Here is a 25,565-nt window from a genome sequence, read left to right as displayed (position 1 = left end):
AAATATGAATAAGGGACAAATTTTAAGAAGAATAAATGATTGGTTGAAAGAAAACTTTATATCATTTTTGATACTATCACTTATGGTGGTATTTTTAGGTGTTTCAATATTTTACTTTAATAACGATAATCTTGATAGCAAGGATTATACTAGAGACTTGCTTATATATACATCATTAAATACGTTACTAGCCCTATTTAATACTTATGTAAGGATAGAAAATTATGAAGCTTTAAAAGAAAATAGAAAAGTTAAAACTTTTGGATTTATAAAACAAGCAAGTAAGCATGGTAATAAAATGTTTTTACTAAGCATGTTGATACAAATAAAAATAACCTTATGGACTATGTTATTTATAATACCAGGTTTGGTAAAAAGATTAGAATACCAAAGGGCTGTATATAACATGGTTGACTATCCAGATATGCAAATTGGTGAAGCTTTTGCAAGTGCTAGACAGGAGATGAGTAGTAGAAAATGGGACCTATTTTCAATAGAATTGATAACCTTAATACCTCTTATGCTTGCAGTAATGATGTTATTCTACTCATTTGTACAAATTACTTTTGATGGTGGGATGAGAATTGACTATTCTATTGATGTATTTAAAGTAATTGTTGGCTTATTTGCAGTATTTGGAATCATGTATTCAAACATGCTTTCCTTATCATTAGAACCAGTATTTAACTTAGAATTAAATAAAAAAAGAGAAGAAAATATAACAGATAATTATAGTATTTAATAAAAGAAATGGAGCTTGAAAAATTCAAGCTCCATTTTTATATATATTCTTAAACACCTTCATATGCTTGGTATAAGATTTCTTTTAATTCTTCAATCATTGGTTCTTTAGGGTTAGCTGTTGTACATTGGTCTTCGTAAGCTAATACTGCTAGCTTATCAACCTTAGCTTCAAATTCTTCCTTGCTTATACCTTGGCCCTTGATTGAAAGATCAAGATTTAAGTCTTTAGATAAGTCTATGATTTTTTGTACAAATGCTTCTACCAATTCTTCAGTAGTTTCACCTTTACAACCTACAGTCTTAGCTAATTTAGCATAGTCTTCATCTGCTCTAAAGTATTCATACTTAGACCAAACTTGTGTCTTACCGTTGTTCTTAGCATTGTATCTAATTACGTGTGGCATCAAGATAGCATTAGCATAACCGTGAGCTATGTGGAATTCTGCACCAATCTTGTGGGCAAGTGAGTGGTTTATTCCTAAGAATGCATTGGCAAATGCCATACCTGCGATTGTTGATGCGTTGTGCATGATTTCTTTTGGTTCGTGTTTATTTGTATGGTAAGAATCAGATAATGACTTAAATACTAATTCTACAGCTTGCATACTTAAACCTCTTGTATAGTCGGATGCCATTGAAGATACGAATGATTCAATAGCATGGGTAAGTACGTCCATACCTGTGTAAGCGATCATTGGTTTTGGTAGGGTATAAGTAAATTGTGGGTCTACGATTGCTACTGATGGTGTCAATGCGTAGTCAGCAATTGGATACTTCATACCTGTTTCTGAGTCTGTTATAACTGCAAATGGTGTAACTTCTGAACCTGTACCTGATGTTGTTGGGATACATACTAATTGTGCCTTTTGTCCTAAGTCAGGTAGCTTGTAAGCTCTCTTTCTAATATCTAGGAATTTTTGTTTTGCTCCCCAGAAGCTTATTTCAGGTGCTTCATACATTAACCACATCATCTTTGCAGCATCAAGTGGGGATCCACCACCAACAGCTATGATTGTATCTGGTTCAAAGTCTTTTATCTTAGCTAATCCTTTTTCTACTGTATTTGTTGTTGGATCTGGTTCGATATCTGAGAAGATTTCATAAACAACTTGGTTTGATCTCTTTCTTAAAACGTCAACAACTTTTGCTACTAGACCGTGTTCCACCATACCTTGGTCAGTAACTATAAATACCTTTTCTACATCAGGCATTTTTTCTAGATATCTTACTGAGTTCTTTTCAAAGTATAATTTTGATGGTAGTTTTTGCCATTGCATATTGTTTCTCCTCTTAGCTATAGTCTTTACGTTTATTAAGTGTTTTACTGATACGTTTTCACTTATTGAGTTTTTACCGTATGATCCACAACCCAATGTAAGTGAAGGAGTCATTTCATTATATAGGTCTCCTATACCACCTATTGAAGAAGGAGAGTTTACTAAGATTCTAGAAGCTTGCATTCTTACTGCGAAATCTTCGATTAAATCGTTGTTGCTTCCGTGTGTATGGATTGATGCAGAGTGGCCCATACCGCCAAATTCAAGCATTTGTTTTGATTTTTCAAAACCGTCTTCTGTTGATTCAGCCTTGATAAATGCTAAAACAGGAGATAGTTTTTCTCTTGTAAGTGGATATTTTTCACCAACACCCTTACATTCAGCTATAAGTAATTTTGTACCTTCAGGTACTTTTACTCCTGCGTGTTCTGCTATCCATTCAGCACTTTGACCAACTATGTCTGGGTTAACTGATTGTTTTTCCTTGTTGATTACAAAGTCTTCTAATTTTTTGATGTCTTTGCTTGGTACAAAGTAAGCTCTATTTCTTTCGAATTCTTCTTTAACTTGGTCGTAAATTTCTTTATCACATATTACTGCTTGCTCTGAAGCACAAATCATACCATTATCAAAAGTTTTTGAAACAATTAGGTCGTTTACAGATCTTCTGATGTCACATGATTTTTCAAAATATGCTGGTACGTTTCCTGGTCCAACACCTAAAGCTGGTTTACCTGTTGAGTAAGCTGCGTGAACCATTCCTGCTCCACCTGTTGCTAGAGTGATAGCAACACCATCGTTATTTATAAGAGCGGATGTCTTATCTAAACCTGGATTTTCGATCCATTGGATACAATCTTTTGGAGCGCCTGCTTCAACTGCTGCGTCATAAACTGTTTTAGCTGCTAGGGCAGAACAGTTTTGTGCGCTTGGGTGGAAGGCGAAGATGATTGGGTTTCTTGCCATGATTGAAATAATAGCCTTAAACATTGTTGTTGAGGTTGGGTTTGTAACTGGAGTGATACCTGCAACTACACCAAGAGGGGATGCAACCTTTATGATACCTGTTTGCATGTCTCTATCTATAACATCACATGTTTTTTCATACTTAATTGAGTGCCAGATTGTTTCTGTTGAATATAAGTTTTTAATAGCTTTATCTTCAGCAACACCTCTTTTTGTTTCTTTAACTGTTTCTAAAGCTAGGTGCATGTGTTGGTCTATACCAGCCATTACCATAGCGTGTACTATTTTATTTACTTTTTCTTGGTCAAATGTTTCTAAAGTTTTTAAAGCAACTTTAGCCTTGTCAACTAATTTTTGTATTTCTTGTTCAGCTGTTATCTTTGTTTCTTTCTTTTCGGTCATAATTTTTTCCTCCATTATGATATTTATCTGTTAAATAATTAACACTACATGAATATAGTAACCTATGAAAAAATAAATGTAAATAGACAAATGATGTGTTAATGTTTTCACAAAATAAGATATTAATTATTTGTAACATAATCTGTGTTATAATCAAATAAAAGCAGTAAGGAGTATTAGATGAATGAGATTTTAACTACGGTTTACCATGATTCGAGTAAACACTTTATTTCAAATCCCTTTCCTAAAATTGGAGATACTATAGAAGTACTTATAAGGATAAAAAAGAATGACCTTATAAAAAAAGTGTTTATAAGATATAGGGACCAGGGTGTAGAAAAAATTGAAGAAATGTCTGTTAAATATGAAAAAAACGGCTTGATTTATTATAAGTATGATATGGAAGTTTATGATAAATTAATTACTTATAATTTCGTATTGGCGGGTGAAGATAAATTTTATTACTATTCCCAATATAAGATAAGTGACTATCAACCCGATAGGTCTAGGGACTTTAAGATACTAGTCGACTATAGGGCGCCTAGCTGGATGAAGGACCAGGTCTTTTATCAAATACTTCCAGATAGATTTTACAATGGTCGTCCAGACTTAACATATAAGGAAGATTCTTTCACTTATAGAGGACATAAGCCTATACAAATGGCTTGGGAAGACCAACCTTTAGAATTCGAAGATAGTCATTGTTTAGACTTTTACGGTGGTGACCTTTGGGGGGTAATAGATAAGCTGGATTACCTTGAAGAGCTCGGAGTCACAGGTTTGTATTTAAATCCGATATTTAAATCACCTACCATGCACAAGTATGATAGTTTAGATTATTTTAAGATAGATGATAGTCTTGGTGGAGAAGAGGCTTTGATAGCCTTGTCTGAAAACCTGCATAAAAGAGGGATGAAGCTGGTTTTAGATATTTCGATCAACCATACCTCATCAGATTCAAAGTGGTTTAATATGGATGGGACCTTCTATCCTAAATCTGTTGGTGCCTACAACAATCCTTCATCTGAAGAAAGAGACTTTTATTTTATAAATGATGATGGAACTTATGAGTCTTGGTATGGGGTGAAGACCATGCCTAGTTTAAACTATAGTAGTCAAAATCTAAGAGACTTGGTTTATAGGAATGAAGATTCTGTCCTAAAAAAATATTTGAAAGAACCCTTTAATATAGATGGTTGGAGATTTGATGTTGCCGATGTAATGGCTAGAAATAGACAAAAAGACTTATACTATGAAGTATGGGAAGAAATCAACCACGAACTTAAGTCTGTAAAGGAAGATGTTTTAATCATGGCTGAAGAATGGGCTGATACCCCAGATATGTACAATCAAGATAGGTGGGATTCTACCATGAACTATTTTGGTGTAGGATCACCTTTAAGAGAATTTACAGGCCAAAAAGACCTGCTTTTAAGAAGAAAACCATACTTTTCAGACTTTGCCTACGAGTTTACAGGCCACCAATTAGCAGAAAGGATAATCCAATTTTTAGATAAACACCCTACAGAAATAGGTTATCAAATGTTTAATTTGATAAATAGCCATGATGTCGAAAGATTATATAACCATGAAGATTTAGATTATGATGTTTATAGGGGAACGATAATAAGTCTATTTGGCTTACCAGGTGCAGTAAACATCTATTATGGTGATGAAAAATATTTAGATGGAAGAATTGAGACTATGGAAGGGGCGAGGTATCCAATGGATTGGACCCCGGAAAATGATTTAATAGGAAGAAAGAAAGATTCTTACCATTTATATAAAACCTTGGCGAATTTGAAAAAGAATAATGAGGCTCTTAAATCGGGAGGATTTAAGTTGCTTCATGTAGATGATGAAGTTTTTGCTTTCGCTAGATTTACCCAGGACGACTTATTTATATTCGCCTGGACCAAATCTGAAAATAAAGAAAAATTTGAAGTAGACTTAGGACAGTTTGGATTAACTAGCTCATTTGACCAAATAATTGGAAATTCTTCTTTAAGTATAGAAAGAGAAAAATTAACTATTGAATTAAATCCTAAGGAATCAATAGTAGTTCAAGTAAGATAGGAGCATATATGGACAATTATATTTTATTAAATTTTAACTTATCTAAAGAAGAGAATAAGAAATTTGAAAATAAGATTTATGATTTTGATAATATAGGATTTTTAGTAGATGACCCTGAAGAGAAAATTGAAATTTTAAGTTCTTTACCAGAATGGGAAACTAGTGATTTAGTAATTGATAAAGATGCTAGGATCAACTATGAAGTATATTTCGAAGCTTCCGATAAAGGCCTAGAAGATAGGGAAAAGCTTAAGAAATATCTGTCTAAAGAATTTCCTTCAATAGACTTTATAGAAAAAGAAATTGATAATTCTAATTGGGAAGATGAGTGGAAAAAGACCTACAAGTCTTTCAATATAGGAGATAGGATATTGATTAAACCTTCCTGGGAAGAAGAGGTAGATACAGACAAGATTGTTATTGAAATAGAACCTAAAATGGCCTTTGGGTCTGGGACTCACGAAACTACTTCCTTGTGTATGGAATATGTTGAAGATAAAGACCTATCTGGAATGGATATCTTAGATATAGGTTGCGGGTCAGGTATACTTTCAATACTTGCTAAAAAACTAGGGGCTAAAAATGTTTTAGCTTGTGATATAGATCCTATAGCTGTTTCTTCAACAATAGATAATGCTAAGATAAATGGGGTTGATTTACAAGCTAAGGAGTCAAACCTTTTTGCTAATGTTGAAGGTGAATACGACTTAATATTTGCCAATATTTTAGCGGAGATATTAGTTGAAATGATTGGACAATCTAAGGAATATATTAAAAAATCAGGAATCTTAATCTTATCTGGAATAATCAATGAAAAGGCTGATATAGTAAAAGAAGCCTTGATAGAAAATGCTTATGAAATATTAGACCAAAGAGAAAAAGGGGAATGGACCCTATTGGTAGCAAGGAGCAAAGATGTATAGGTTTTTTGAAGACCAGTCAAGTGTAGTAAATAATGAAATAATACTTTCAAAAGATAATAGCCACCATATAAAAGTGCTTAGGATTAAAGATGATGAAAAATTTGAAGTGGTGGTTGATGGAGTGGTCTACCTGGTAAAACTATTGGAAAAAGATAAAAACAACAGCTCTTGTGTCATCTTGTCCCAAAAAAAGGACGAAAATGAGTCAAATATTAAAATAAACCTATACCAGGGTCTTGCTAAGAGTGATAAGTTAGAATGGATTATACAAAAATGTACAGAACTTGGTATAAATACAATAACTCCCTTCACATCATCCAGAACTATAGTTAAATGGGATGGTAAAAAAGAAAAGAAAAAACTTACTAGATACCATGATATAGCTGAATCAGCTGCTAAACAATCAAAAAGATCAATCATACCTACCGTTAAAGCATCCTTGACTTTTAATGAAATGGCAAGGGATTTAGAAGGTAAGTTTGTGATTGTAGCCTATGAAAATAGGGGCTATAGCTTAAAAGAAGTATTAACAAAAAACTCCTTAAGTGAAGTGAATATAGTTATAGGACCAGAAGGTGGTTTTTCAGAAGAAGAGATTGAAAAGCTTGAATCAATTTCTGCCCACATTGTAAACTTAGGCAATAGGATATTGAGAACTGAAACTGCTGCTATGGCCCTTACTGCAATGATTCAGTATGAATCTGGAGACATTAATTAAGTTTGCAATATTAATGTAAATCATATATAATAAACCAGTAATCCACAAAAGTGGGGAGGTGAAGAGATTGACAGAAGTTAGAGTTCATGAAAATGAATCTATTGATAGCGCATTAAAAAGATTTAAGAGACAATGTGCACGTACAGGAGTTTTATCAGAATATAAAAGAAAAGAATTCTACGAAAAACCATCTGTAGTTAAGAAAAGAAAAATAGATCAAGCAAAAAGAAAGAAAAGAAGAGGTTAATTAACCTTTAGATAAAGATTGATTATTACTATTACGAAATGACACTTATCCAAGTGTCATTTTTTTTGTGCAAAAAAATTTGACTTTTTTTTAAATCCTAATATAATTAAACGGTAATGAGAATCACTATCAATTAAAAAAAAGGAGTTAATATGAAAAGATTCAACAAAATATCAATTTTAGTATTAGCATTATCATTAGCTTTAGTAGCTTGTGGTAAAGGTAATAAGGAAAGTCAAAAGGAAACAGTAAAAGAAACTGTAAAAGAAACAACTATGGAAGAATCCAAAGATGATAAAAAAGATGGCTTATCTTTAGTAAAAGTTGTTAAAATAGATGACTTAAAAGATAAGGAAGTTACAGAAATTTCTAAGCATGGTGATCATTGGCACATTATTACAAAAGAAGGCGAAGAATTTTTAACTTATGAAGATCCAAGCCAAGCATTTCCAAATATTGAGATAAAAGAATATGAAGGACACCATGGTGACCATGACCACGACCATGACCACGATCACGACCATGACCATGATCATAAAGAAAGCAAAAATAGTGGTAAAAATATTTTTTTAGGAAGCGGCTCTACAGCTAGAGCTGCTTCTAATTCTGTAAAAAAGAAATCTACAAATGAAACAAAAGAAAAAGTGATAAGAATAGCAAAACATGGAGACCATTACCACTTATATACAAACAAGGGAAATGAGTATATAACTTATACAAATCCAAGTGCCCAATATCCTGGTATAAAAATTGAAACCTACCATGGTAGCCATGGACATGGATCAGTGGCTAAAACCAATAAAACAACTAGTTCGTCAAGAAGAACTAGCCAAGGTTCAAGCAAAAAAACATCAAACAATTCTTCTTCAACTTCATCCTCAAATACAGGATCAACAAGTAAAAAACCTTCAAATACAAATAAAAAGTTAAATAGGAATAAAGAAATAAGTAAACTCAAAATTACAAATATTCTAGGGAAAGCAAAAGTAAATAGGTTTGATATAGTAAGGATATTAAAACACGAAGACCATTATCACTTATTTGATTCCAAGGGAAATGAAGGAATAGTTTATGAAAACCCTAAAGACCTATATCCAAATGCACAATTTGGAGAATATAAGGGAGACCATGATAACAACAATCAAACCAGCAATAAAGAAGAAAATAATAAAAATATAGATAAGAAACCAGAGAATCAAGATCATAATCACGACCACAATCATGGCCAAAATGCTGATCATAGCCATGATCACAATCATGACCACAATCATGACCATAGCCACGACCACAATAGTGAAGGAAAGTTTGAATGGCCAAAAGGTGTTACAAGAATTTGGCAACATGGAGACCACTATCACTTATATATAAATGAAGAAGAAATAGCTATAGTTCATGAAGATCCTAGACCTCATTACCCAAATGCTGAATTTATAGCAGATGATTCAGACGCAAATAAAGATGTAGAAGTTAAAGATTCTGAATTATTCACATATGATTCAATAAGTCCAGAGCTTCACAAGGATTTGATTCCATACCTAGATGATCTAAAAAATATGACTCATTTTGGTAGCTTAAAAAATACTGATTTACCTGTATATGGTACAGAAGAAAGAGAAAATATTTTTTACTGGTTACATGGTGGACATTATCATGCCATGAGTATTAAGCAAATCATACAAAATTCTAAAGCTGGCAAATATAATGGTTATACTGCTAAAGAAGTTGTTGCTACAGTAAAATATTTACTAAATAATGACTATGAAATAGAAGAAAAAGAAATTGATTTTGATAAAGCACAAAAAGTAAAAGATTATCTAATAGACCAATACAAGGCTGATCCATTTGATGTAATGCATATAGGTAATTTAATATATCTTACAGATCCAAAAACTTCAGACCAATATACATTTAATTTAGATGACTTTGAAATTAAAAATAATCAAGTTAAATATAAAAAAGAATTTCCAGGTAAATAAAGAAAAGGGGCTATTTTTCAACAGCCCCTTTTTTTTTCAAAAATTGTACTGTAGATAAATGCATTTCTTGCACCACTTCTACTTTTCAATATATTTTTATATTTTTTTGTATTTTTTTTCTTTTCTAAATTAGTAAATTCCAAACTATCATTTTTTTCTCTTTGAAGAGTTTTAACTTCTGCATTCCTTTTAGTCTCTTTATATCTTCTAAGTCTTTCTTCGATAGGAATATCTTCGATATTTTTATTTACATCTGCTTCAATAAGAGTTTGAAATTCAGTCGGATTTTTCCTTTTAATATTTGTTTTTACAGAAGATTTTTTACCTGATTTATAGTTTTTATTCTTATATTCTTTTTCTATTCTTTGTAAAAATTCTTCCGCCTTTTTACCATTTTTATTTATTCTATCTTTTCTAGCCTTATCTGATTTTAGCTGTTCTGATACAACTTCATTCCCAATCTCTGCAAGTTTAGATAAAAGATCTATTAATAAACCCATATTATTCCCCCTCTGTTGGGTCTAATTCATCACCTGCAATAGAATTTCTCATATCAGTGTCAGCTATAACATTTTGTAATTTATAATAATCCATGTATCCCATCTTACCTGATTTTAATGCTTCAGCTAATGCAAGTGGAACTTCTGATTCTGCTTCTACTACTTTTGCTTTCATTCGTCTTACTTCTGCTTGCATTTCTTGTTCTTGGGCAACAGCCATAGCTCTTCTTTCTTCAGCTTTTGCTTGAGCTATCTTCTTATCTGTTTCCGCTTGGTCAGCTTGAAGTGCAGCACCTATATTTCTTCCAACGTCAACGTCTGCTATATCAATAGATAAAATTTCAAAAGCGGTACCTGAGTCTAAACCTTTAACAAGAACATTCTTTGATATATTATCTGGATTTTCTAAAACTTCTTTATGTGTTGTTGATGAACCTACTGTAGTTACTATACCTTCACCGACTCTTGCGATGATAGTTTCTTCACCAGCACCCCCAACTAATCTATTTAAATTTGCTCTAACTGTTACTTTTGCAATAGCTCTAATTTCAATACCATCCATTGCTACCGCTGCAATTGTTGGTGTTTGTATAACTTTTGGATTTACAGAGATTTGTACAGCTTCGAATACATCTCTACCTGCTAAATCTATAGCTGCAGCTTGTTCAAATTCAAGATCTATATCAGCTCTTTGAGCTGCAATCAACGCATCCACTACTTTACTTACATTACCACCTGATAGATAATGTGCTTCTAATTCATTAATATTTATTTTAATTCCACCCTTTGTTGCTTTAATAAGTGGATTGATTATTTTAGAAGGGATTACTCTTCTCATTCGCATACCAATAAGTGTGCCAAGTCCTACTTTTACACCTGAGAATGCAGCTGTAATCCACAATCCAACAGGAATAAATCTAAAGAAAATAGACACAAACATTATTACTAGTATTGTAATAATTCCTACGCTAAAAAATCCACTATTGTCTAATAATGCTAAAACCATAATTATCTCCTATTTATTTTACAATATAATGTGCTTCCTTCAACATTATCTACAATCACTGTGTCTCCTTTATCAATAAAGTTTCCATAGCTTGTTGCTACATATACTTTTCCTTCAATTTCAATCTCGCCATAAGGTCTTAATGTTTTGTTTACAATACCCATCTTTCCTATTAAATCTTTCGTATCTAAATTTGGACCATTTCCTTTAGCTTTAGACAAGTTAGTATTTAATACTATTTTATTAGTATCCATGTTTTTTACGAAAGACTTCACGAGTATAAAATCTAATATTAAAGTTATAAATATAGATATTAAAACGTACATAACAACATTTTCAATATTACCAGCTGCAAGTATTGATTCAAATATCAGATACCCTCCAGTTATACCGAAAATTCCACCAGGTACGAAAATCTCTATTGAAACTAAAGTCAACGCAATAGTTAACAGCAATGTAAATAGTACTGGGTTTGTTATAAACTCTTTAAGCATACAACCTCCTTGTAATATGGGATTATCTTAATAAAACTTTAATCCACTTATACAGCTTAATTATACCTTAAAATCAATATATCAAGCAATAAATTAATATTATTTTATTTATAAAGTTAAAAAGGTAGTGTATCAGAAATTTAGTCATTCTGACACACCACCTTTGTGAATATAAATATTTTTTAATAAGCGTATTTTATATCAGCTTCACCAGAAACTTGAGAAGCTATTATTTTCTTTGCAGCTTCTTTGTATTCTTCTGGGCTATCATTTTTGATTAAATTATTATCGCCTAAAATATTTTCTCCATTAAACACTACAAATACGCCGGTAGTAGATTCTTTATAGTAAACAGCATTACCAATTTTGTTTTCTCCGTATCTAACTACATAACCAATAGAATCTTTGGTTTCGTATTTAGCAATAGCTTGTAAGTTTTCTTTAGGAAATTGGTTGTAGTTTAAATCATCGCTTTCTATAAGGGTTACAGAGTAATCTTTTAAGAAGTTTTGCATTTCTGCTGTTAGATCACTATTTAACTCTTTTGCTTCTGATTGTTTTACATTAATTTCTTTTGATTTAGGATTGTCAGATCCACTTTCTTTATCTTCGACAACAATATTATCTTCAGATTTTACAGCGTTATTTTCAGTTTCTTTTTGTGTTTCTGTCATAGTCTCTTTAACTGATTCTTTAACAGTTTCATTGACAGTTTCTTGTTGAGTTTCTTTTTGTTTTTTATCAGAACATGCTACAAAAATTAAACTCAAGGCCAAGATTGACAATATGATTTTTATTTTTTTCATATTTATCCTCCTCTATTTTTTAATATTAGCATAAAAGTGATGTAAAATAAAGTATTCAGCGTTTCATAAGTTTATAAATTTGCTGACTTATAGTATAATACACATATAAATAAGACAAAAATGGAGGCTAATTATTAAAAAAATATATTACGATTTAAAAGACGGACAAGACGTAAGGATCTTGTTTGGAGATTTAGATAAAAATATAAACTTTATAGAGGAATCTTTTGGAGCTAGGATTAAACTTGATAATGGTAGACTTAGAATAAAGGCAGATGAAAACTTATTGCCTATGATAAGCCATTTATTCGATGTTCTATTCGAAATTATTGAAAGTAAAAATACCCTAAGCATTGAAGATGTAAGATATGCTGTAGATATGGAAAAGAAAAATAATAGTGATAAGATAAAAGATGCTCTAAATGATGTAGTGGTTACTACTTATCAAGGTAAGCCTATAAGACCAAAGACTATTGGTCAAAAAAAATATGTGGATATGATAAGAAATAATGGTGTTGTCTTTGGTATAGGACCAGCAGGTACTGGTAAAACATACTTAGCTATGGCCATGGCTATAGAAGCTTTTAAAAATAAGGAAGTGAATAGGATTATACTTACAAGACCAGCAGTTGAAGCTGGAGAATCACTTGGTTTCTTACCTGGTGATTTGCAAGAAAAAATAGATCCATATTTAAGACCTCTTTATGATGCCCTATATGAAATAATGGGGCCTGAAACCTATCTAAAATTGATGGAAAGAGGACAAATAGAGGTGGCTCCTTTGGCTTATATGAGAGGTAGAACCTTAGATAATTCATTTATTATTTTAGATGAGGCTCAAAACACTACTGCTGAACAGATGAAGATGTTTTTAACCAGGATGGGTTATGGTTCTAAGGCTATAATCACTGGTGATATTACCCAGCTAGACCTTCCAAGAGGTAAAAAATCAGGCTTAGTTACGATAAGAAAAATCCTGAAGGGGATAGAGGGAATTAAGTTTATAGAATTAGATAGTAGTGATGTAGTTAGACACCCTCTAGTACAAAGAATTATAGAAGCTTATGATAAGTATGACCAAGAGATGAAAGAAAAACATGAGCTGAGAAATAAAGATAAGGAAAATAAGGAATAGGCAAATGGATATTCTTATAAATAATGAAAATGAAGATATAAAAATTTCTGACTCCATGCTAAAAAAAATAGAAGAAGCTTTAGAAACTGCCTTAGATTTAGCGGGATATGGTCAAGATTATGAAATTTCTATATCTGTGGTTAGTCCAGAAGAGATAAGAATTCTAAATAGAGACTATAGGTCAGTAGATAAGGAAACTGATGTCTTATCATTTCCCTTGTTTGAAAGAGGACAAATCCCTTCTAGTGGAATGCTTGGGGATATAGTTATTTCAAGCCAAAGGGTAAAGGAACAGGCTAAAGAATTTAACCATAGTGAAGAAAGAGAATTTATTTACCTATCAATTCATTCTTTACTTCATCTTTTAGGTTATGACCATATAGAGGATGATGATAGGCTAGAGATGAGAAGTAAAGAAAAAGAAATAATGAAAAAATTAGGTATATTCAAATGAAGTCATATGATAATGAAGAATCAAAAAAAGTAAAAAATAATAGTAAGATAGTTGATTCTTTCAATAATGCTATTAATGGAATTATCGAGAGCATAAGCACAGAAAGAAATATGTTCTTTCATATGTTTATGGCCTTTTTTATTATAATCTTAGCCATGATATTAGATTTTACTAGACTAGAATTGATAGTTATCGGCCTGACGGTTGTTTTTGTTTTAGTTTCAGAATTATTTAATACTGCAATAGAAGTTCTGACTGATCTGGCATCGGACAATAAATATCATGAACTTGCTAAGAAAACAAAAGACATAGCGGCTGGCGCAGTTTTACTTTCAGCTATAGCTTCTGTCTTTGTAGGATACTTACTTATATATCCAAAGATAAAAGATATGATAGAGAAAGGTTCCTTTCAATTAAAAGCCATGGAAAATGTTGAACACATGATAGTTATTTCTATAGTTGTAACTTTGATAGCTGTTCTTTTATTGAAAGGAATATTTTATAAAAAAGATACCAGCCACCTATTTGGAGGCAGTGTATCTGGTCATGCAGCCTTAGCTTTTAATTTATCAACAATAGCTACAATCTTGGCTGATAATATAACACTAATTGTTATTGTTAATATGCTTGCTATAATAGTTGCAGAATCAAGGTATGAGGCTAAAATTCATAGTTTAAAAGAAGTTATTTTGGGAGCTATTTTAGGAATATTACTAGCCTTATTATTATTTATGAAATTTATATAGGAGACTTATGTTTAAATCAGGATTTATAACAGTTGTGGGTAGACCAAATGTTGGAAAATCAACCTTGCTTAACGGTGTGGTTGGTGAGAAAATTTCAATCATTTCAGATAAACCACAAACTACCAGAAACAAAATACAGATGATATATACAGATGATAGGATGCAAGCTATATTTTTAGATACTCCTGGCATTCAGATGCCTAAAAATAAGCTAGGCGACTATATGTTGACTGTATCTAAATCTACATTAAATGAAGTTGACTTGATAACCTTCATGGTGGATTTAAGCGAAGATATAGGAAAGCTAGACCAGTACATTTTAGATGAATTGTCCGGTATATCAACTAAAAAAATATTACTAATAAATAAAATAGACCTTGCAGAGGATGAGAAACAGATACAAGATTTGATTAAAAAGTATGAAAAAATGAATGCTTTTGAAAGAATTATTCCTATTTCAGCCTTGGAAGAAAAAAACTTTGACCAATACTTTGATGCAGTATATGACTTACTTTCTGAAGGTCCTATGTATTATCCATCAGACTATATTACAGACCAACCTGAAAGGAATATAATTGCTGAAATAGTTAGGGAAAAAGTGCTTAGAAATATGCGCCAGGAAATACCTCATGGTATAGCTGTTGAAGTTTTACAGATTAGACAAAGAGAAGGTAAAGACTTGTTGGATATTGATGTAAACTTATTTGTTGAACAAAATTCACACAAGGGAATGGTTATTGGAAAAGGCGGAAGCATGCTTAAAAAAATAGGCAGCGAAGCCAGACAAGATATTCAAAATCTCATGGATTCAAAAGTTAACTTAAATATTTGGGTTAAGGTTGCAAAAGACTGGAGAAAAAAAGACTTGAGGTTGAAAGACTTTGGATACATATAATTTTAAGGGTTTAGTGTTTAGGTCTGTAGACTACGGAGATACAAGCAAAATAGTAACCGTCCTTACTGAAGATAAAGGCTTTATCTCTCTAATGGCTAGGGGAGTAAAAAAACCAAAATCAAAAAAACAAAATTTAGTTGCAAGCTTTACCGAATTATACTTTGAAGCCAATAGGTCAGGGGATTTCTATTATTTAAAAGATGGGGAAATTATTAATGACAATTTAAATTTAAGGCAAGGCCTTATGAATATATACCTAGGTCAATTATTTTTAGATATTGTCGAAAGAACATCTATTAAAGACCAGGTGGAAAAAGATCATTATTCCCTACTAGTCAAGGCTTTATCGACTTTGAATGATAATAGTGACAAAGAAGATATTCTTAAGATTGCTAATATGTTTTTGATAAAATATATATCTATGATAGGTTACAAACCGTCTATTTTTTCTTGCCTGAAATGTAAGACAAGCAAGTTCAAACAAGTATATTTTTCTAAAGAGCTAGGCGGAATATTATGCCAAAATCATTATACAGAAAATGCTATTAGACTTAGTTTTGAAGAGTACCAATATTTAATTGATATTTTATTAGGAGTTTTCGAAAAGCTTGGTATAATAGATGGTGGAATAGATCAGATTAAGATATTTAATTTAATAATTGATTTTATATTTTATAATTTAGATATAAAGGTTCCGGCTTCCTTAAATATGTTCAAGAAGCTTATAGGAGCTAATTAAAGGAGTAAGAATGAATTTACAAGAAATGATGGATAAGTTAAAGTCCTTCTGGGCTGAAAGAGGTGCTGTAGTTCTAGAACCCTATGATGTAGAAAAGGGTGCGGGGACTATGAATCCTAATACATTTTTAAAATCATTAGGACCAGAACCTTGGAAGACTGTTTATGTAGAACCATCAAGAAGACCATCTGATGGTAGGTATGGTGAAAATCCTAATAGATTATACCAACACCACCAGTTACAAGTAATATTAAAACCAACACCAGAAGACATTCAAGATATATACCTAAAATCTCTTGAAGAAATTGGCATAGATCCAAGTATTCATGATATTAGATTTGTTGAAGATAACTGGGAATCACCAACCTTAGGTGCATGGGGAGTTGGCTGGGAAGTCTGGTTAGATGGGATGGAGATCACACAATTTACTTACTTCCAGCAAGTAGGAGGGATTCCTCTAGACATAGAGACTGGTGAAATCACAATGGGAATTGAAAGATTAGCCATGTATATTCAAAATGTTGACTCTGTATATGATTTAAAATGGAATGATGAAATCACCTATGGTGACTTATTTAAAGATGCAGAATATGAAAATTCATCTTACGCCTTTGACCATGCAGATACAAAGATGTTATTTAAAACTTTTGAAATGTATGAAAAAGAAGCAGAAAGATTATCTGAATTAAAATTAGTATTACCAGCTTATGACTACACTTTAAAATGTTCTCACATATTTAACACCCTAGATGCTAGGGGAGCCATATCTCAATCCGAGAGAAATAATTATATTTTAAAGGTGAGAAATTTAGCTAGAAAAGTAGCAGAGAACTATTTAGAAAAAAGAGAAGAAAAAGGATTCCCATTATTAAATAAGGGGGAAAGTAATGAGTAATTATTTATTAGAAATTGGTGTTGAGGAGTTTCCAGCAAAATACATTCCTAGTACAGAAAGCCAATTAAAAAATAATTTGGAAAAAACTTTATTAGAAAACAATTTTACTTTTGAAGATATAAAGGTTACATCTACACCAAGAAGATTTTCCTTATTGATAAAAAATATTGAGGCTAATAAGAGTAATCAAAAAGAAAAAATCAAAGGACCTTCTAGAAAAATTGCCTTTGATGACCAAGGATTACCAAGCAAGGCCTTACAAGGCTTTATGAAATCTAAAAATATTAGCCTTGAGGATATTGTCTATGAAGAAGTAAATGGTGAAGAGTATATTTATGCTGTTATCGTTAAAGAAAATAAAAAACTTGACCAGCTGTTAAAAGAAAGCGTTCCAAATATAATCAAAAATATCTCCAATCCAAGACAAATGAGATGGGGTGGTAAAAATATAAGATTTTTAAGACCTATCAGGTGGATTGTATCACTCTTAGATGATGCAGTTTTAAAATTTGATTTAGAAGGAATAAAAGTTTCAAATGTTACCAAAGGGCATAGAACTTTAGGTTCTGACAATATTGTAATTACTTCTATAGATGATTACGAGAGCTTATTAGAAGCGAATTATGTAATTGTTTCAGAAGAAAAAAGAAAGAAAATGATTCTCCGAGGAATAAATAGGCTCTCTAAAGAAATAGGTGGCCACTATCTAGAAGATGAAGATTTATTAGAAGAATTAGTTTATATAAATGAATACCCAACAGCTTTCATGGGTAAATTTGATTCTGAATATCTAAACCTTCCAAAAGAAGTAATTATAACTCCAATGAAAGACCACCAAAGATATTTCCCGGTTGAAGATGATGATAATAATCTTTTGCCATACTTCTTAGGTGTAAGAAATGGGGATGATAAAGGACTTGATGTAGTAGCTACAGGTAACGAAAAGGTGCTAGTAGCAAGACTTGAAGATGCTAAGTTTTTCTATGAAAAAGATATGGAGAAAAAACTTGAAGAATATGTTCCAGAATTAGAACATGTTGGTTTTGTAGAAGGTTTAGGTAATATGCTTGATAAGACCCAAAGACTTGAAAAATTAGTTGAGACTTTAGGTGAAAATATCGAAAGTGGTCTAGATGCTATAAATATTTCTAAAAGAGCAGCTTATTTAGCAAAGGCTGACTTAGTTACTCAGACTGTAATAGAATTTACTGAATTACAAGGTATTATAGGTAGGGTTTTTGCGGAGAAATCTGGAGAAAGTCCTTTAGTTGCCAAGGCTATTGAAGAACAATATATGCCAGTAAAATCAGGAGCTGATTTACCAGAAACTATAAGTGGTAGAATTTTATCAATAGCTGATAAATTAGATACTATTACAGGTCTTCATTCTGCTGGAATTGAAGTAACTGGTTCTCAAGACTTATATGGGCAAAGAAGGGCTGTTTTAGGTATATTAAATATTCTTATAGAATACAAGATTAATGTAGACTTAAGAGCGATGATAAGTGAATCCTTATACAACTATGTAGATATGTTTGGAGAAAACTTTGAGTTCAAAGAAGTAAGAGATAAGGTTGAAAACTTTATTTTAGGTAGGTTTGAAAACTTATTATCTGAAAGAGGATTCAGATATGACATTATAGACTCTGTATTAGGCCAAAAGGATTTGAATATCAGAGAAATGTACAACAAGGTTGTAAGCTTAGATGAAATGGCTAAAAGTGATGAATATTTTGATGAAATAACCACAAAATATGTAAGACTAGTAAACATATCCTCAAAAGCAGAAAGATCTGAAGTAGACCAAGCTTCATTATTAGAAGAAGATATGGATGTATACCATGCTTTATCAGAACTTGATCAGGTAGATAAGCTAATAAACCAAGGAAACTTGGCAGAAATTAGAGAATTTTTAGATCCTATTGTTGATAAATTCAATGATTATTTAGACAATACACATGTAATGGTTGAAGACGAAAACTTAAAAGCTAACCGTTTAGCAATGGTTAAAAGTGTTGCTGACAGAATATTGAAAATATTTGACCCAAGAAAAATAGTGAGGTAGGTATGTATAATTTATTTACTGTATCAGATTCAACAGGCGAAACAGTTAACCAGATAGCAAATGCTATATTAATACAATTTCCTAATTTAGAATTTGTAAAAAAAAGATTTTCAAATATAAATACTATAGAGGCTTGTCAACAAGTATTTGATCACCTACCAGATGGTAAAACTATTATTTTAGTTACTGTTGCTAAAGATGAAATAGCAACTGAACTAAAAGAGTTAGCTGAGGGTAGAGATGAAGTTTTGCTTATTGATCTATTAGCAAATTCATTAAATCAAATTGAACAATTTACAAATGAGAAAGCTACTAGAGAAGCAGGATTGATCAGAGTTTTAGACAATGAGTACTTTGACAAAATTGAAGCTATAGAATTTGCTATGAACTTTGATGATGGTAAAAATCCGGCTGGATTTTTAGAAGCTGATGTAGTTTTATTGGGTGTATCACGTACATCAAAAACACCCCTATCAGTATATCTAGCCAACAAGTCTTATAAAGTGGCTAACCTACCTTTAGTTCCTGAGGTAAACATTCCTAAAGAAATCTACCAGGTAGACCCTAAAAAGTTGATAGGACTTATTATAGATCCTGAAAAATTAAATGAAATTAGAAATGAAAGACTAGCAACTCTTGGTTTATCACTTGACTCAACTTATGCGCAGAATGAAAGAATTCAAAAAGAATTAGATTACGCAAAAGAACTATTTGATGAATTAGGTTGCGTGGTTATTGATGTATCATCTTCTACGATTGAAGAAACTGCAGCAAAAATTATAGAACATATAGAAAATTAATTTACAAAATTTGTTGATATTTATTTTAAAGAAATAGAGGTTTTATGGGTTACATACCAGAAAATCAAATAAACGACTTAAAAGATAGGCTTGATATAGTGTCTATTATTTCTGAATATGTAGAATTGAAAAGGGCAGGATCCAGTTTTAAAGGATTGTGCCCGTTTCATCATGAAAAAACTCCTTCTTTTTCAGTTAGTCCGGAAAGGAATACCTTCCATTGTTTTGGTTGTCATGAGGGAGGAGATGCTATATCTTTCATAATGAAGATTGAAAATCTTAATTATATAGAAGCAGTTAAGTTTTTGGCTGACAAGATGGGGATTACCTTATCAGAAGAAAATTATTCTCATTCTAAAACTCAAAAACGTCAAAGAATGTATGAAATAAATTCTTTAGCAGCCAAATATTATATGAAAAATTTATTAACCCATGATTTTCCTCAAAAATATATGGAAGACAGGGGATTGCAAAAGAAGATATTAAATAGATTCTTTTTAGGTTATGCAAAGTCTGGACCAAACAGGCAAAATGATGACCTTATGCAATACTTGCTCTCTAAAAATGTTTCCAAAGAAGAAATGCTTGAATTAGGACTTTTATCAGAATCAAATGGCAAGGTATATGATAGGTTTGTAGAAAGATTGATATTTCCTATATTAAATAATAAAAATCAGGTAATAGGCTTTGGTGCAAGGACCCTAACTAATTCAAAGATTAAATATTTAAATTCTCCTGAGTCTGAAATATTTATAAAAGGAGAAAACTTATACGGGGTTAATGTCATAAACAGGTCTAGAAATAGGACTAAAATATTGTTAGTAGAAGGTTACATGGATGTGATTGGTCTCTATAACCAGGGAATTGATTATGCTGTAGCTAGTCTTGGTACTGCTCTTACTCCGGCTCAAGCTAATCTTGTTAAAAGGTATGGACACAATATTATAGTAGCTTACGATGGGGACGAAGCAGGTATAAAAGCAGCCTTAAAGGCTATAGATGTATTTAAAAACATGGAAGTAAACTTAAGCATAATGGAATTACCAAAGGGTCAAGATCCTGATGAATTTATTGTTAATCATGGTAAAGAAGCCTTTCATGAACTAGAAGACCAGGCTGTAAGTCCTATAGATTTTAAATTGCAAAAGCTCTATGAAAAGTATCCAAAGAAATTAGATTTTATTAAAGAAATTATTGAATTCCTTGCTGATATTGAAGGGAATACTGTTAGGGACCTTTATACAGATAAGACTGCAAAGTTTATAGGAGTATCAACGGACTCTTTAAGACAGGATGTTGATATAAGAAGAAAAGAGCTATTGGCAAAAGAAGAAAGAAAAAATGCTGTAAATAGTTACAATAACAATGATTTTGGGTATAAAGACAATAAGTATAGTAGCAGGCTTATAAATCCAGTAAATCAAAAAGAAAACATGACTAAAGCTAATGATATAAAATTAGAAAAAGAGTTGCTTATTATGTCAATGATAGATAAGCAAAAGTTCGCTTTACTAAAAGAGCATTCAGATATCATAGAAAATGAAGAGGTCAAGGAATTTTATTACGAAATTAATAAAGTCTATGAAAATTCAAATCAAGCAAGTGATCTTGTAAATTCAGATTTGTTTAAAAGTCTAAACTTGCTTAAAGATTACGAAGAAGCAAAAGATAGTCCTAAAATAGACCAAATGGTTGATGAATTAAGGGATAGAATATTGAGATATAAGCTTTTATTAAGGAAAAAAGAATTGGAAAAGCTTATTAAAAACAATTCAAAAGATGAGAGTGTTTATTTAGAATTAGCAGATATATTAAAGAAATTGACTTGAGGAGGCAATGTGAAAGATAATGATATAGAGTTAGAAGATTTAAGATTGTCTATTTTAGAAGAGGCTAAATCAATAGCTGAAGATAATAATGATACTATTTTGATATCTCAGCTAGAGTCAATTGAAGGGTTTTCAGAACTAGAAGAGGACGATGTAGATAAATTAAGGAAAGATTTGACCCAACTTGATATAGACTTGTTAAAAGATATGTATGAAGTAGAAGAAGATGATCCTGATGAAGTTGATTATGATTCCATAATGGATAATGATGATGACGATGATGAAGAAGATGATGAAGAACTTGTTGATGAAAATATCAGTGAAATCAAGGGTGCCTTCGTTGATGATCCTGTTAAGATGTATTTAAAAGAAATTGGTAAATTAAATCTTCTTACAAAAGATGAAGAAATACAGTTAGCAAGGGAAATGGAAGAAGGGGATATAGCTTATAAGGCTATAAATAATCTTCCTTATACATTAGATGAAGAGGTTGAATTATCTAAAAAACAAATTTATTTCGACCTAGCTAAAAATTTACTATATTCAAATTCTTTATTAGAAGATGGGGAAGAGATTCCGAAAGAAAAACTAGATGACCTTAAATTTGCTAAGGCCTTTAGAGACTTTACAAATAAGGAAGAAAAAGCGAGCGAAGAAGAAAATATAAGACTGCAAATTCTAAAAGCTCTTAATGACATGATCGTAAATAGGTTAGATAAAGATGAGCCTAGTTTAGATCAAGTGAATGACGTAAGAGTGACTGTTGAAATGATCAAATCTGTCTTGTTCGATTTATTAATTGATGAAAACCACGAGTTAGAATTAGATCAAGTTAATGTAAATAGTTATGAAGATATCTTCAATTATGTTTTAAGTAATAGAGATAGAATATTGAAGCTATCAAGATCTCTTTCAGACAAAACAGATTCTGAAGATTATTACCATGAAGAATTTTCAGATTTAGGTATAAAACTTTATACAGATGCTGATGATTTATCTACTGAAAAGAAATATCAAATATTAAAATATTATGTATATTCTGACGTGCTTATTAGAGAAAAGTATGATAAGGACAGTAGGAAGTTAATGTTCTTCGAAGAAGAAGCTTATAGTATTTTAGATATAGGTTTAGAAAAGATATTTAATAGACTTGAAGGTGGAGAAAACCAAGCAGATATAAGCTTATCAGTAGATGAATATGAAACTATAAAAAGAATCTACGAAAAAGGTAAGTTAAATGAAAAGATGATTACCTCTGCAGAATTAGATGAAGCAGATATAAAATATCTTAAAAAACTAAATAGGACTGGTGAATTAGCGAAAGCGAAATTAGCTGAAACCAACTTAAGATTAGTTGTTTCTATTGCGAAAAAATACGTAGGTAGAGGGATGTCATTCCTAGACCTTATCCAAGAGGGGAACTTAGGTTTAATGAAGGCTGTAGAAAAGTTCGACTATAAGAGAGGTTTTAAGTTTTCAACTTATGCGACCTGGTGGATAAGACAAGCTATTACAAGGTCTATTGCTGACCAGGCACGTACAATCAGGATACCAGTTCATATGGTTGAAACTATAAATAAATTAGTTAGAACTCAAAGGCAACTAGTTCAAAAATTAGGACGTAACCCTACCAATGCTGAAATTGCTAAGGAAATGGGTATAGACGAAGAGAAAGTAAGAGAAGTAAGAAAAATTTCACAAGAGCCTGTGTCATTAGAAGCTCCAATAGGTGAAGAGGACGATTCACACTTAGGTGATTTTATAGAAGATGAAAGAGCCCTTGCTCCTGAACAAGCCGCAGACCAAACTATGCTAAGAGAGCATTTAGAAGAGATTTTATCAACCCTTTCTGAAAGAGAGAAAAGAGTTATAGAATTGAGATTTGGATTAATTGATGGTGTACCAAAAACCTTGGAAGATGTAGGTAAGGAATTTGATGTAACCAGAGAACGTATAAGACAAATCGAAGCTAAAGCTATTAGAAAACTTAGAAGACCTGGTAAGGGTGATAAGGTAAAAGACTTCTTAGAAGGATTTTAATATTTAGGAAAAAGCCGCAAGGCTTTTTTCTTTTTTAAATATTGTCTAGATATAATTTTAAGCTTATGATATAAGTATATATGGTATTAATTAAGCTGAGGATGAGGAGTTAAGAAATGAAAAGATTAGATAAAATAGTATCTTTTGTAGGAGAAAATAAAATAGTTGCAGATATTGGATCTGACCATGGTATAACAGCCATAAAAATTTATGAAGAAAAAAATCCTAAAAAGGTTATTGCTACAGATATTTCTGCTCCTTCCTTACAAAAACTAAAAGATAAGCTGAAACATTCTGGATATGAAATAGAAACAATAGTGACAGATGGATTGAAAAATCTGCCAATGGATATAGAAGAGGCTGTAATTTCTGGTATGGGAGCAAATCTGATAGTAAATATTTTAAGAGGCAACTTGGATTTATCAAGGTCTTTAGAAAAAATAATTACATCACCAAATAATTCCCTTGAATACTATAGAAGATGGTTGATGGATAATGGTTTTACAATAATAAATGATGAAAAAATAGAAGACGAGGGTGTCTTATATGATGTGGTTGTTATCAAATACACTGGTGAAAAGACTAGTTATGATAGGGACTACGAATATATGTATGGAAAAAACAATTTAGCAAATAAAAACCCATTCACTATAAAAGAGATTGAACAAGAGATAAATAGAAACCATGGAATATTAGAAAAGTTTTCTGGAATTGATTCAGCCAGAATTACAGATAGAATAGAAGAGTTGAAGGTTAAAAATCAAAAGTTGGAGGAATTATTGTGCGAATTAAAGAATTAATAAATAGTTTTGAAGAAGACTATCCTTTAGAAACGAGTGAAGATTGGGATAATTCAGGTATTCAAGTGGGTGATATAAATCAAGAACTTAAGAATATAATGGTGACCCTAGAAATAACAGAAGAAGCCCTAGCAAGAGCAGTTGAAGAAGATGTTAATTTAATAATATGCCACCATCCACTTATTTTTCCAACTATAGCAAATATAGACAAGGATAATTTCAAAGGATCAAAGCTTATCAATGCTATTAAAAACAACATAGTTATATATGCTTCCCATTCACCAATAGACATGGCTGGTTTTAATGAGTATATTTTTAATAGACTAGGTTTCCAATCTGAAGGAAAGATTTCATATACTAATGAAGCGAAAACTTTGGCTTATGGAGACTATGCAAACGAGAAGATTAGTCTAAGACCCCTGGTGGAACAAATAAAAGAAAACCTAGACTTAGACCATCTTGTAGTCTGGGGAGATAAAAATGAGTTTAAGAAAATTGGTCTAGTTACTGGGTCCGGGATGAGTTTTATAGAAGATGTGAAAAGATTGGGTATTGATTTATTCATAACGGGAGATATAGGTCACCATGACGCCATGGATGCTATAGAACAAGGTATAACCTTGATAGATATATCTCATGAGGGGTCTGAAAAGTTCTTCACATATTTTGTTGAAAGAATACTGGATGAAGAATTTGAAGACGGACAAATAAATATAATTAAATACTATAATGAAGATAAATATTTAAGAAAAATAATGTAAAAAATGTTATTATATAAGAGTAAGGGTGAGAGCTTACAAAAGTTAAGACTTTTGTGAGCTCTTTTTGCTTTTAAATGAGATATTGGAGATAAAAAGGTGAGAGCAAAACTATGAGATTTGATAAATAAGTTTTAAAAACAAAAATTGAAAATAAAACTTACTAAAATGTGAAAAGTGTAAGTGTAAAATTCGAAAAGTAGATTTAAAACTTATCCAACCAAGAGTAAATAAGTTTTAAAATCGAAAATTGAAAATAAAACTTACTAAAATG

Annotated in this window: 23 protein-coding genes; 18 read left to right on the top strand and 5 right to left on the bottom strand. The window is 31.4% G+C overall.

Annotation, left to right across the window (positions count from 1 at the left end; genetic code table 11):
* The first annotated feature begins 4 nt into the window (after positions 1-4).
* Complete coding sequence (locus C4Q29_RS02695; RefSeq protein ID WP_103981293.1) at positions 5-742, top strand: DUF975 family protein; 738 nt, start codon at positions 5-7, stop codon at positions 740-742.
* Between the two features lie 49 nt (positions 743-791).
* Here C4Q29_RS02695 and adhE read toward each other — a convergent pair whose 3' ends face one another.
* A complete protein-coding gene (adhE, locus tag C4Q29_RS02690) occupies positions 792-3,389 on the bottom strand; it encodes a bifunctional acetaldehyde-CoA/alcohol dehydrogenase (protein ID WP_200813105.1) in 2,598 nt (865 codons plus the stop codon).
* Positions 3,390-3,569: 180 nt separating this feature from the next.
* On the opposite strand from adhE, the gene C4Q29_RS02685 reads away from it, so the two are divergent.
* The 5 genes from C4Q29_RS02685 to C4Q29_RS02665 all read left to right on the top strand — a co-directional run bounded on the left by C4Q29_RS02685 (position 3,570) and on the right by C4Q29_RS02665 (position 9,329).
* Positions 3,570-5,465 carry a glycoside hydrolase family 13 protein gene (locus tag C4Q29_RS02685; protein ID WP_103981291.1) on the top strand — a complete coding sequence of 632 codons (1,896 nt, stop codon included), beginning with the start codon at positions 3,570-3,572 and terminating at the stop codon, positions 5,463-5,465.
* Positions 5,466-5,473: 8 nt separating this feature from the next.
* A complete protein-coding gene (prmA, locus tag C4Q29_RS02680) occupies positions 5,474-6,388 on the top strand; it encodes a 50S ribosomal protein L11 methyltransferase (RefSeq protein WP_103981290.1) in 915 nt (304 codons plus the stop codon).
* Positions 6,381-7,106: an RsmE family RNA methyltransferase gene (locus C4Q29_RS02675; protein ID WP_103981289.1), complete on the top strand. Its 726-nt coding sequence runs from the start codon at positions 6,381-6,383 to the stop codon at positions 7,104-7,106. Before prmA ends, C4Q29_RS02675 begins: the two co-directional genes overlap by 8 nt.
* 67 nt (positions 7,107-7,173) lie before the next feature.
* Positions 7,174-7,353, top strand: coding sequence for a 30S ribosomal protein S21 (gene rpsU, locus C4Q29_RS02670; protein WP_103981288.1), 180 nt, complete (start codon positions 7,174-7,176; stop codon positions 7,351-7,353).
* A gap of 152 nt (positions 7,354-7,505) precedes the next feature.
* Complete coding sequence (locus C4Q29_RS02665) at positions 7,506-9,329, top strand: hypothetical protein (RefSeq protein ID WP_103981287.1); 1,824 nt, start codon at positions 7,506-7,508, stop codon at positions 9,327-9,329.
* Between the two features lie 17 nt (positions 9,330-9,346).
* Here C4Q29_RS02665 and C4Q29_RS02660 read toward each other — a convergent pair whose 3' ends face one another.
* The 4 genes from C4Q29_RS02660 to C4Q29_RS02645 form a co-directional block, all read right to left on the bottom strand.
* Complete coding sequence (locus C4Q29_RS02660) at positions 9,347-9,829, bottom strand: hypothetical protein (RefSeq protein WP_103981286.1); 483 nt, start codon at positions 9,827-9,829, stop codon at positions 9,347-9,349.
* Position 9,830: 1 nt separating this feature from the next.
* A complete protein-coding gene (gene floA, locus C4Q29_RS02655) occupies positions 9,831-10,835 on the bottom strand; it encodes a flotillin-like protein FloA (RefSeq protein WP_103981285.1) in 1,005 nt (334 codons plus the stop codon).
* 2 nt (positions 10,836-10,837) lie between these two features.
* Positions 10,838-11,329, bottom strand: a complete 492-nt coding sequence (locus C4Q29_RS02650) for an NfeD family protein (protein ID WP_103981284.1) — start codon at positions 11,327-11,329, stop codon at positions 10,838-10,840.
* A 182-nt stretch (positions 11,330-11,511) separates the two neighbouring features.
* Complete coding sequence (locus C4Q29_RS02645; protein ID WP_103981283.1) at positions 11,512-12,135, bottom strand: hypothetical protein; 624 nt, start codon at positions 12,133-12,135, stop codon at positions 11,512-11,514.
* A 178-nt stretch (positions 12,136-12,313) separates the two neighbouring features.
* On the opposite strand from C4Q29_RS02645, the gene C4Q29_RS02640 reads away from it, so the two are divergent.
* The 12 genes from C4Q29_RS02640 to C4Q29_RS02585 all read left to right on the top strand — a co-directional run bounded on the left by C4Q29_RS02640 (position 12,314) and on the right by C4Q29_RS02585 (position 25,294).
* The gene (locus C4Q29_RS02640) at positions 12,314-13,270 is read left to right on the top strand and encodes a PhoH family protein (protein ID WP_103981282.1); all 957 of its coding nucleotides are present in this window, start codon (positions 12,314-12,316) and stop codon (positions 13,268-13,270) included.
* A gap of 4 nt (positions 13,271-13,274) precedes the next feature.
* On the top strand, positions 13,275-13,724 hold the full coding sequence (gene ybeY / locus C4Q29_RS02635) for an rRNA maturation RNase YbeY (RefSeq protein WP_103981281.1): 450 nt from the start codon (positions 13,275-13,277) through the stop codon (positions 13,722-13,724).
* Complete coding sequence (locus C4Q29_RS02630; protein WP_103981280.1) at positions 13,721-14,470, top strand: diacylglycerol kinase; 750 nt, start codon at positions 13,721-13,723, stop codon at positions 14,468-14,470. Before ybeY ends, C4Q29_RS02630 begins: the two co-directional genes overlap by 4 nt.
* A gap of 7 nt (positions 14,471-14,477) precedes the next feature.
* Positions 14,478-15,365: a GTPase Era gene (era, locus tag C4Q29_RS02625; RefSeq protein WP_103981279.1), complete on the top strand. Its 888-nt coding sequence runs from the start codon at positions 14,478-14,480 to the stop codon at positions 15,363-15,365.
* Positions 15,352-16,104 carry a DNA repair protein RecO gene (gene recO, locus C4Q29_RS02620; protein ID WP_103981278.1) on the top strand — a complete coding sequence of 251 codons (753 nt, stop codon included), beginning with the start codon at positions 15,352-15,354 and terminating at the stop codon, positions 16,102-16,104. Before era ends, recO begins: the two co-directional genes overlap by 14 nt.
* 10 nt (positions 16,105-16,114) lie before the next feature.
* Positions 16,115-16,999: a glycine--tRNA ligase subunit alpha gene (gene glyQ / locus C4Q29_RS02615; RefSeq protein WP_103981277.1), complete on the top strand. Its 885-nt coding sequence runs from the start codon at positions 16,115-16,117 to the stop codon at positions 16,997-16,999.
* A complete protein-coding gene (gene glyS, locus C4Q29_RS02610) occupies positions 16,992-19,064 on the top strand; it encodes a glycine--tRNA ligase subunit beta (protein ID WP_103981276.1) in 2,073 nt (690 codons plus the stop codon). Before glyQ ends, glyS begins: the two co-directional genes overlap by 8 nt.
* A 2-nt stretch (positions 19,065-19,066) precedes the next feature.
* Positions 19,067-19,864 (top strand): pyruvate, water dikinase regulatory protein, encoded by a 798-nt coding sequence (locus C4Q29_RS02605; RefSeq protein ID WP_103981275.1) that lies wholly within the window; start codon positions 19,067-19,069, stop codon positions 19,862-19,864.
* Between the two features lie 44 nt (positions 19,865-19,908).
* A complete protein-coding gene (gene dnaG / locus C4Q29_RS02600) occupies positions 19,909-21,693 on the top strand; it encodes a DNA primase (RefSeq protein WP_103981274.1) in 1,785 nt (594 codons plus the stop codon).
* A gap of 9 nt (positions 21,694-21,702) precedes the next feature.
* Positions 21,703-23,733, top strand: a complete 2,031-nt coding sequence (gene rpoD / locus C4Q29_RS02595; RefSeq protein ID WP_103981273.1) for an RNA polymerase sigma factor RpoD — start codon at positions 21,703-21,705, stop codon at positions 23,731-23,733.
* A gap of 116 nt (positions 23,734-23,849) precedes the next feature.
* A complete protein-coding gene (locus tag C4Q29_RS02590; protein ID WP_103981272.1) occupies positions 23,850-24,533 on the top strand; it encodes a tRNA (adenine(22)-N(1))-methyltransferase in 684 nt (227 codons plus the stop codon).
* Complete coding sequence (locus tag C4Q29_RS02585; RefSeq protein WP_159459191.1) at positions 24,515-25,294, top strand: Nif3-like dinuclear metal center hexameric protein; 780 nt, start codon at positions 24,515-24,517, stop codon at positions 25,292-25,294. Before C4Q29_RS02590 ends, C4Q29_RS02585 begins: the two co-directional genes overlap by 19 nt.
* Positions 25,295-25,565 lie beyond the last annotated feature (271 nt).

The sequence above is a fragment of the Helcococcus massiliensis genome, from assembly GCF_900258485.1.
In the GTDB taxonomy this organism is placed as follows: domain Bacteria; phylum Bacillota; class Clostridia; order Tissierellales; family Peptoniphilaceae; genus Helcococcus; species Helcococcus massiliensis.
The sequence above is the reverse complement of the archived record's forward strand: the minus strand, read 5'-3'. Positions and strand labels throughout refer to the sequence as shown.

Coding starts and splice junctions, on each gene's coding strand:
- C4Q29_RS02695 (WP_103981293.1), top strand. CDS start 5: ATGAATAAGGGACAAATTTTAAGAAGAATAAATGATTGGTTGAAAGAA.
- C4Q29_RS02675 (WP_103981289.1), top strand. CDS start 6,381: ATGTATAGGTTTTTTGAAGACCAGTCAAGTGTAGTAAATAATGAAATA.
- floA (WP_103981285.1), bottom strand. CDS start 10,835: ATGGTTTTAGCATTATTAGACAATAGTGGATTTTTTAGCGTAGGAATT.
- C4Q29_RS02630 (WP_103981280.1), top strand. CDS start 13,721: ATGAAGTCATATGATAATGAAGAATCAAAAAAAGTAAAAAATAATAGT.
- C4Q29_RS02650 (WP_103981284.1), bottom strand. CDS start 11,329: ATGCTTAAAGAGTTTATAACAAACCCAGTACTATTTACATTGCTGTTA.
- C4Q29_RS02665 (WP_103981287.1), top strand. CDS start 7,506: ATGAAAAGATTCAACAAAATATCAATTTTAGTATTAGCATTATCATTA.
- glyQ (WP_103981277.1), top strand. CDS start 16,115: ATGAATTTACAAGAAATGATGGATAAGTTAAAGTCCTTCTGGGCTGAA.
- dnaG (WP_103981274.1), top strand. CDS start 19,909: ATGGGTTACATACCAGAAAATCAAATAAACGACTTAAAAGATAGGCTT.
- era (WP_103981279.1), top strand. CDS start 14,478: ATGTTTAAATCAGGATTTATAACAGTTGTGGGTAGACCAAATGTTGGA.
- C4Q29_RS02645 (WP_103981283.1), bottom strand. CDS start 12,135: ATGAAAAAAATAAAAATCATATTGTCAATCTTGGCCTTGAGTTTAATT.
- glyS (WP_103981276.1), top strand. CDS start 16,992: ATGAGTAATTATTTATTAGAAATTGGTGTTGAGGAGTTTCCAGCAAAA.
- prmA (WP_103981290.1), top strand. CDS start 5,474: ATGGACAATTATATTTTATTAAATTTTAACTTATCTAAAGAAGAGAAT.
- C4Q29_RS02685 (WP_103981291.1), top strand. CDS start 3,570: ATGAATGAGATTTTAACTACGGTTTACCATGATTCGAGTAAACACTTT.
- C4Q29_RS02590 (WP_103981272.1), top strand. CDS start 23,850: ATGAAAAGATTAGATAAAATAGTATCTTTTGTAGGAGAAAATAAAATA.
- C4Q29_RS02605 (WP_103981275.1), top strand. CDS start 19,067: ATGTATAATTTATTTACTGTATCAGATTCAACAGGCGAAACAGTTAAC.
- ybeY (WP_103981281.1), top strand. CDS start 13,275: ATGGATATTCTTATAAATAATGAAAATGAAGATATAAAAATTTCTGAC.
- C4Q29_RS02660 (WP_103981286.1), bottom strand. CDS start 9,829: ATGGGTTTATTAATAGATCTTTTATCTAAACTTGCAGAGATTGGGAAT.
- adhE (WP_200813105.1), bottom strand. CDS start 3,389: ATGACCGAAAAGAAAGAAACAAAGATAACAGCTGAACAAGAAATACAA.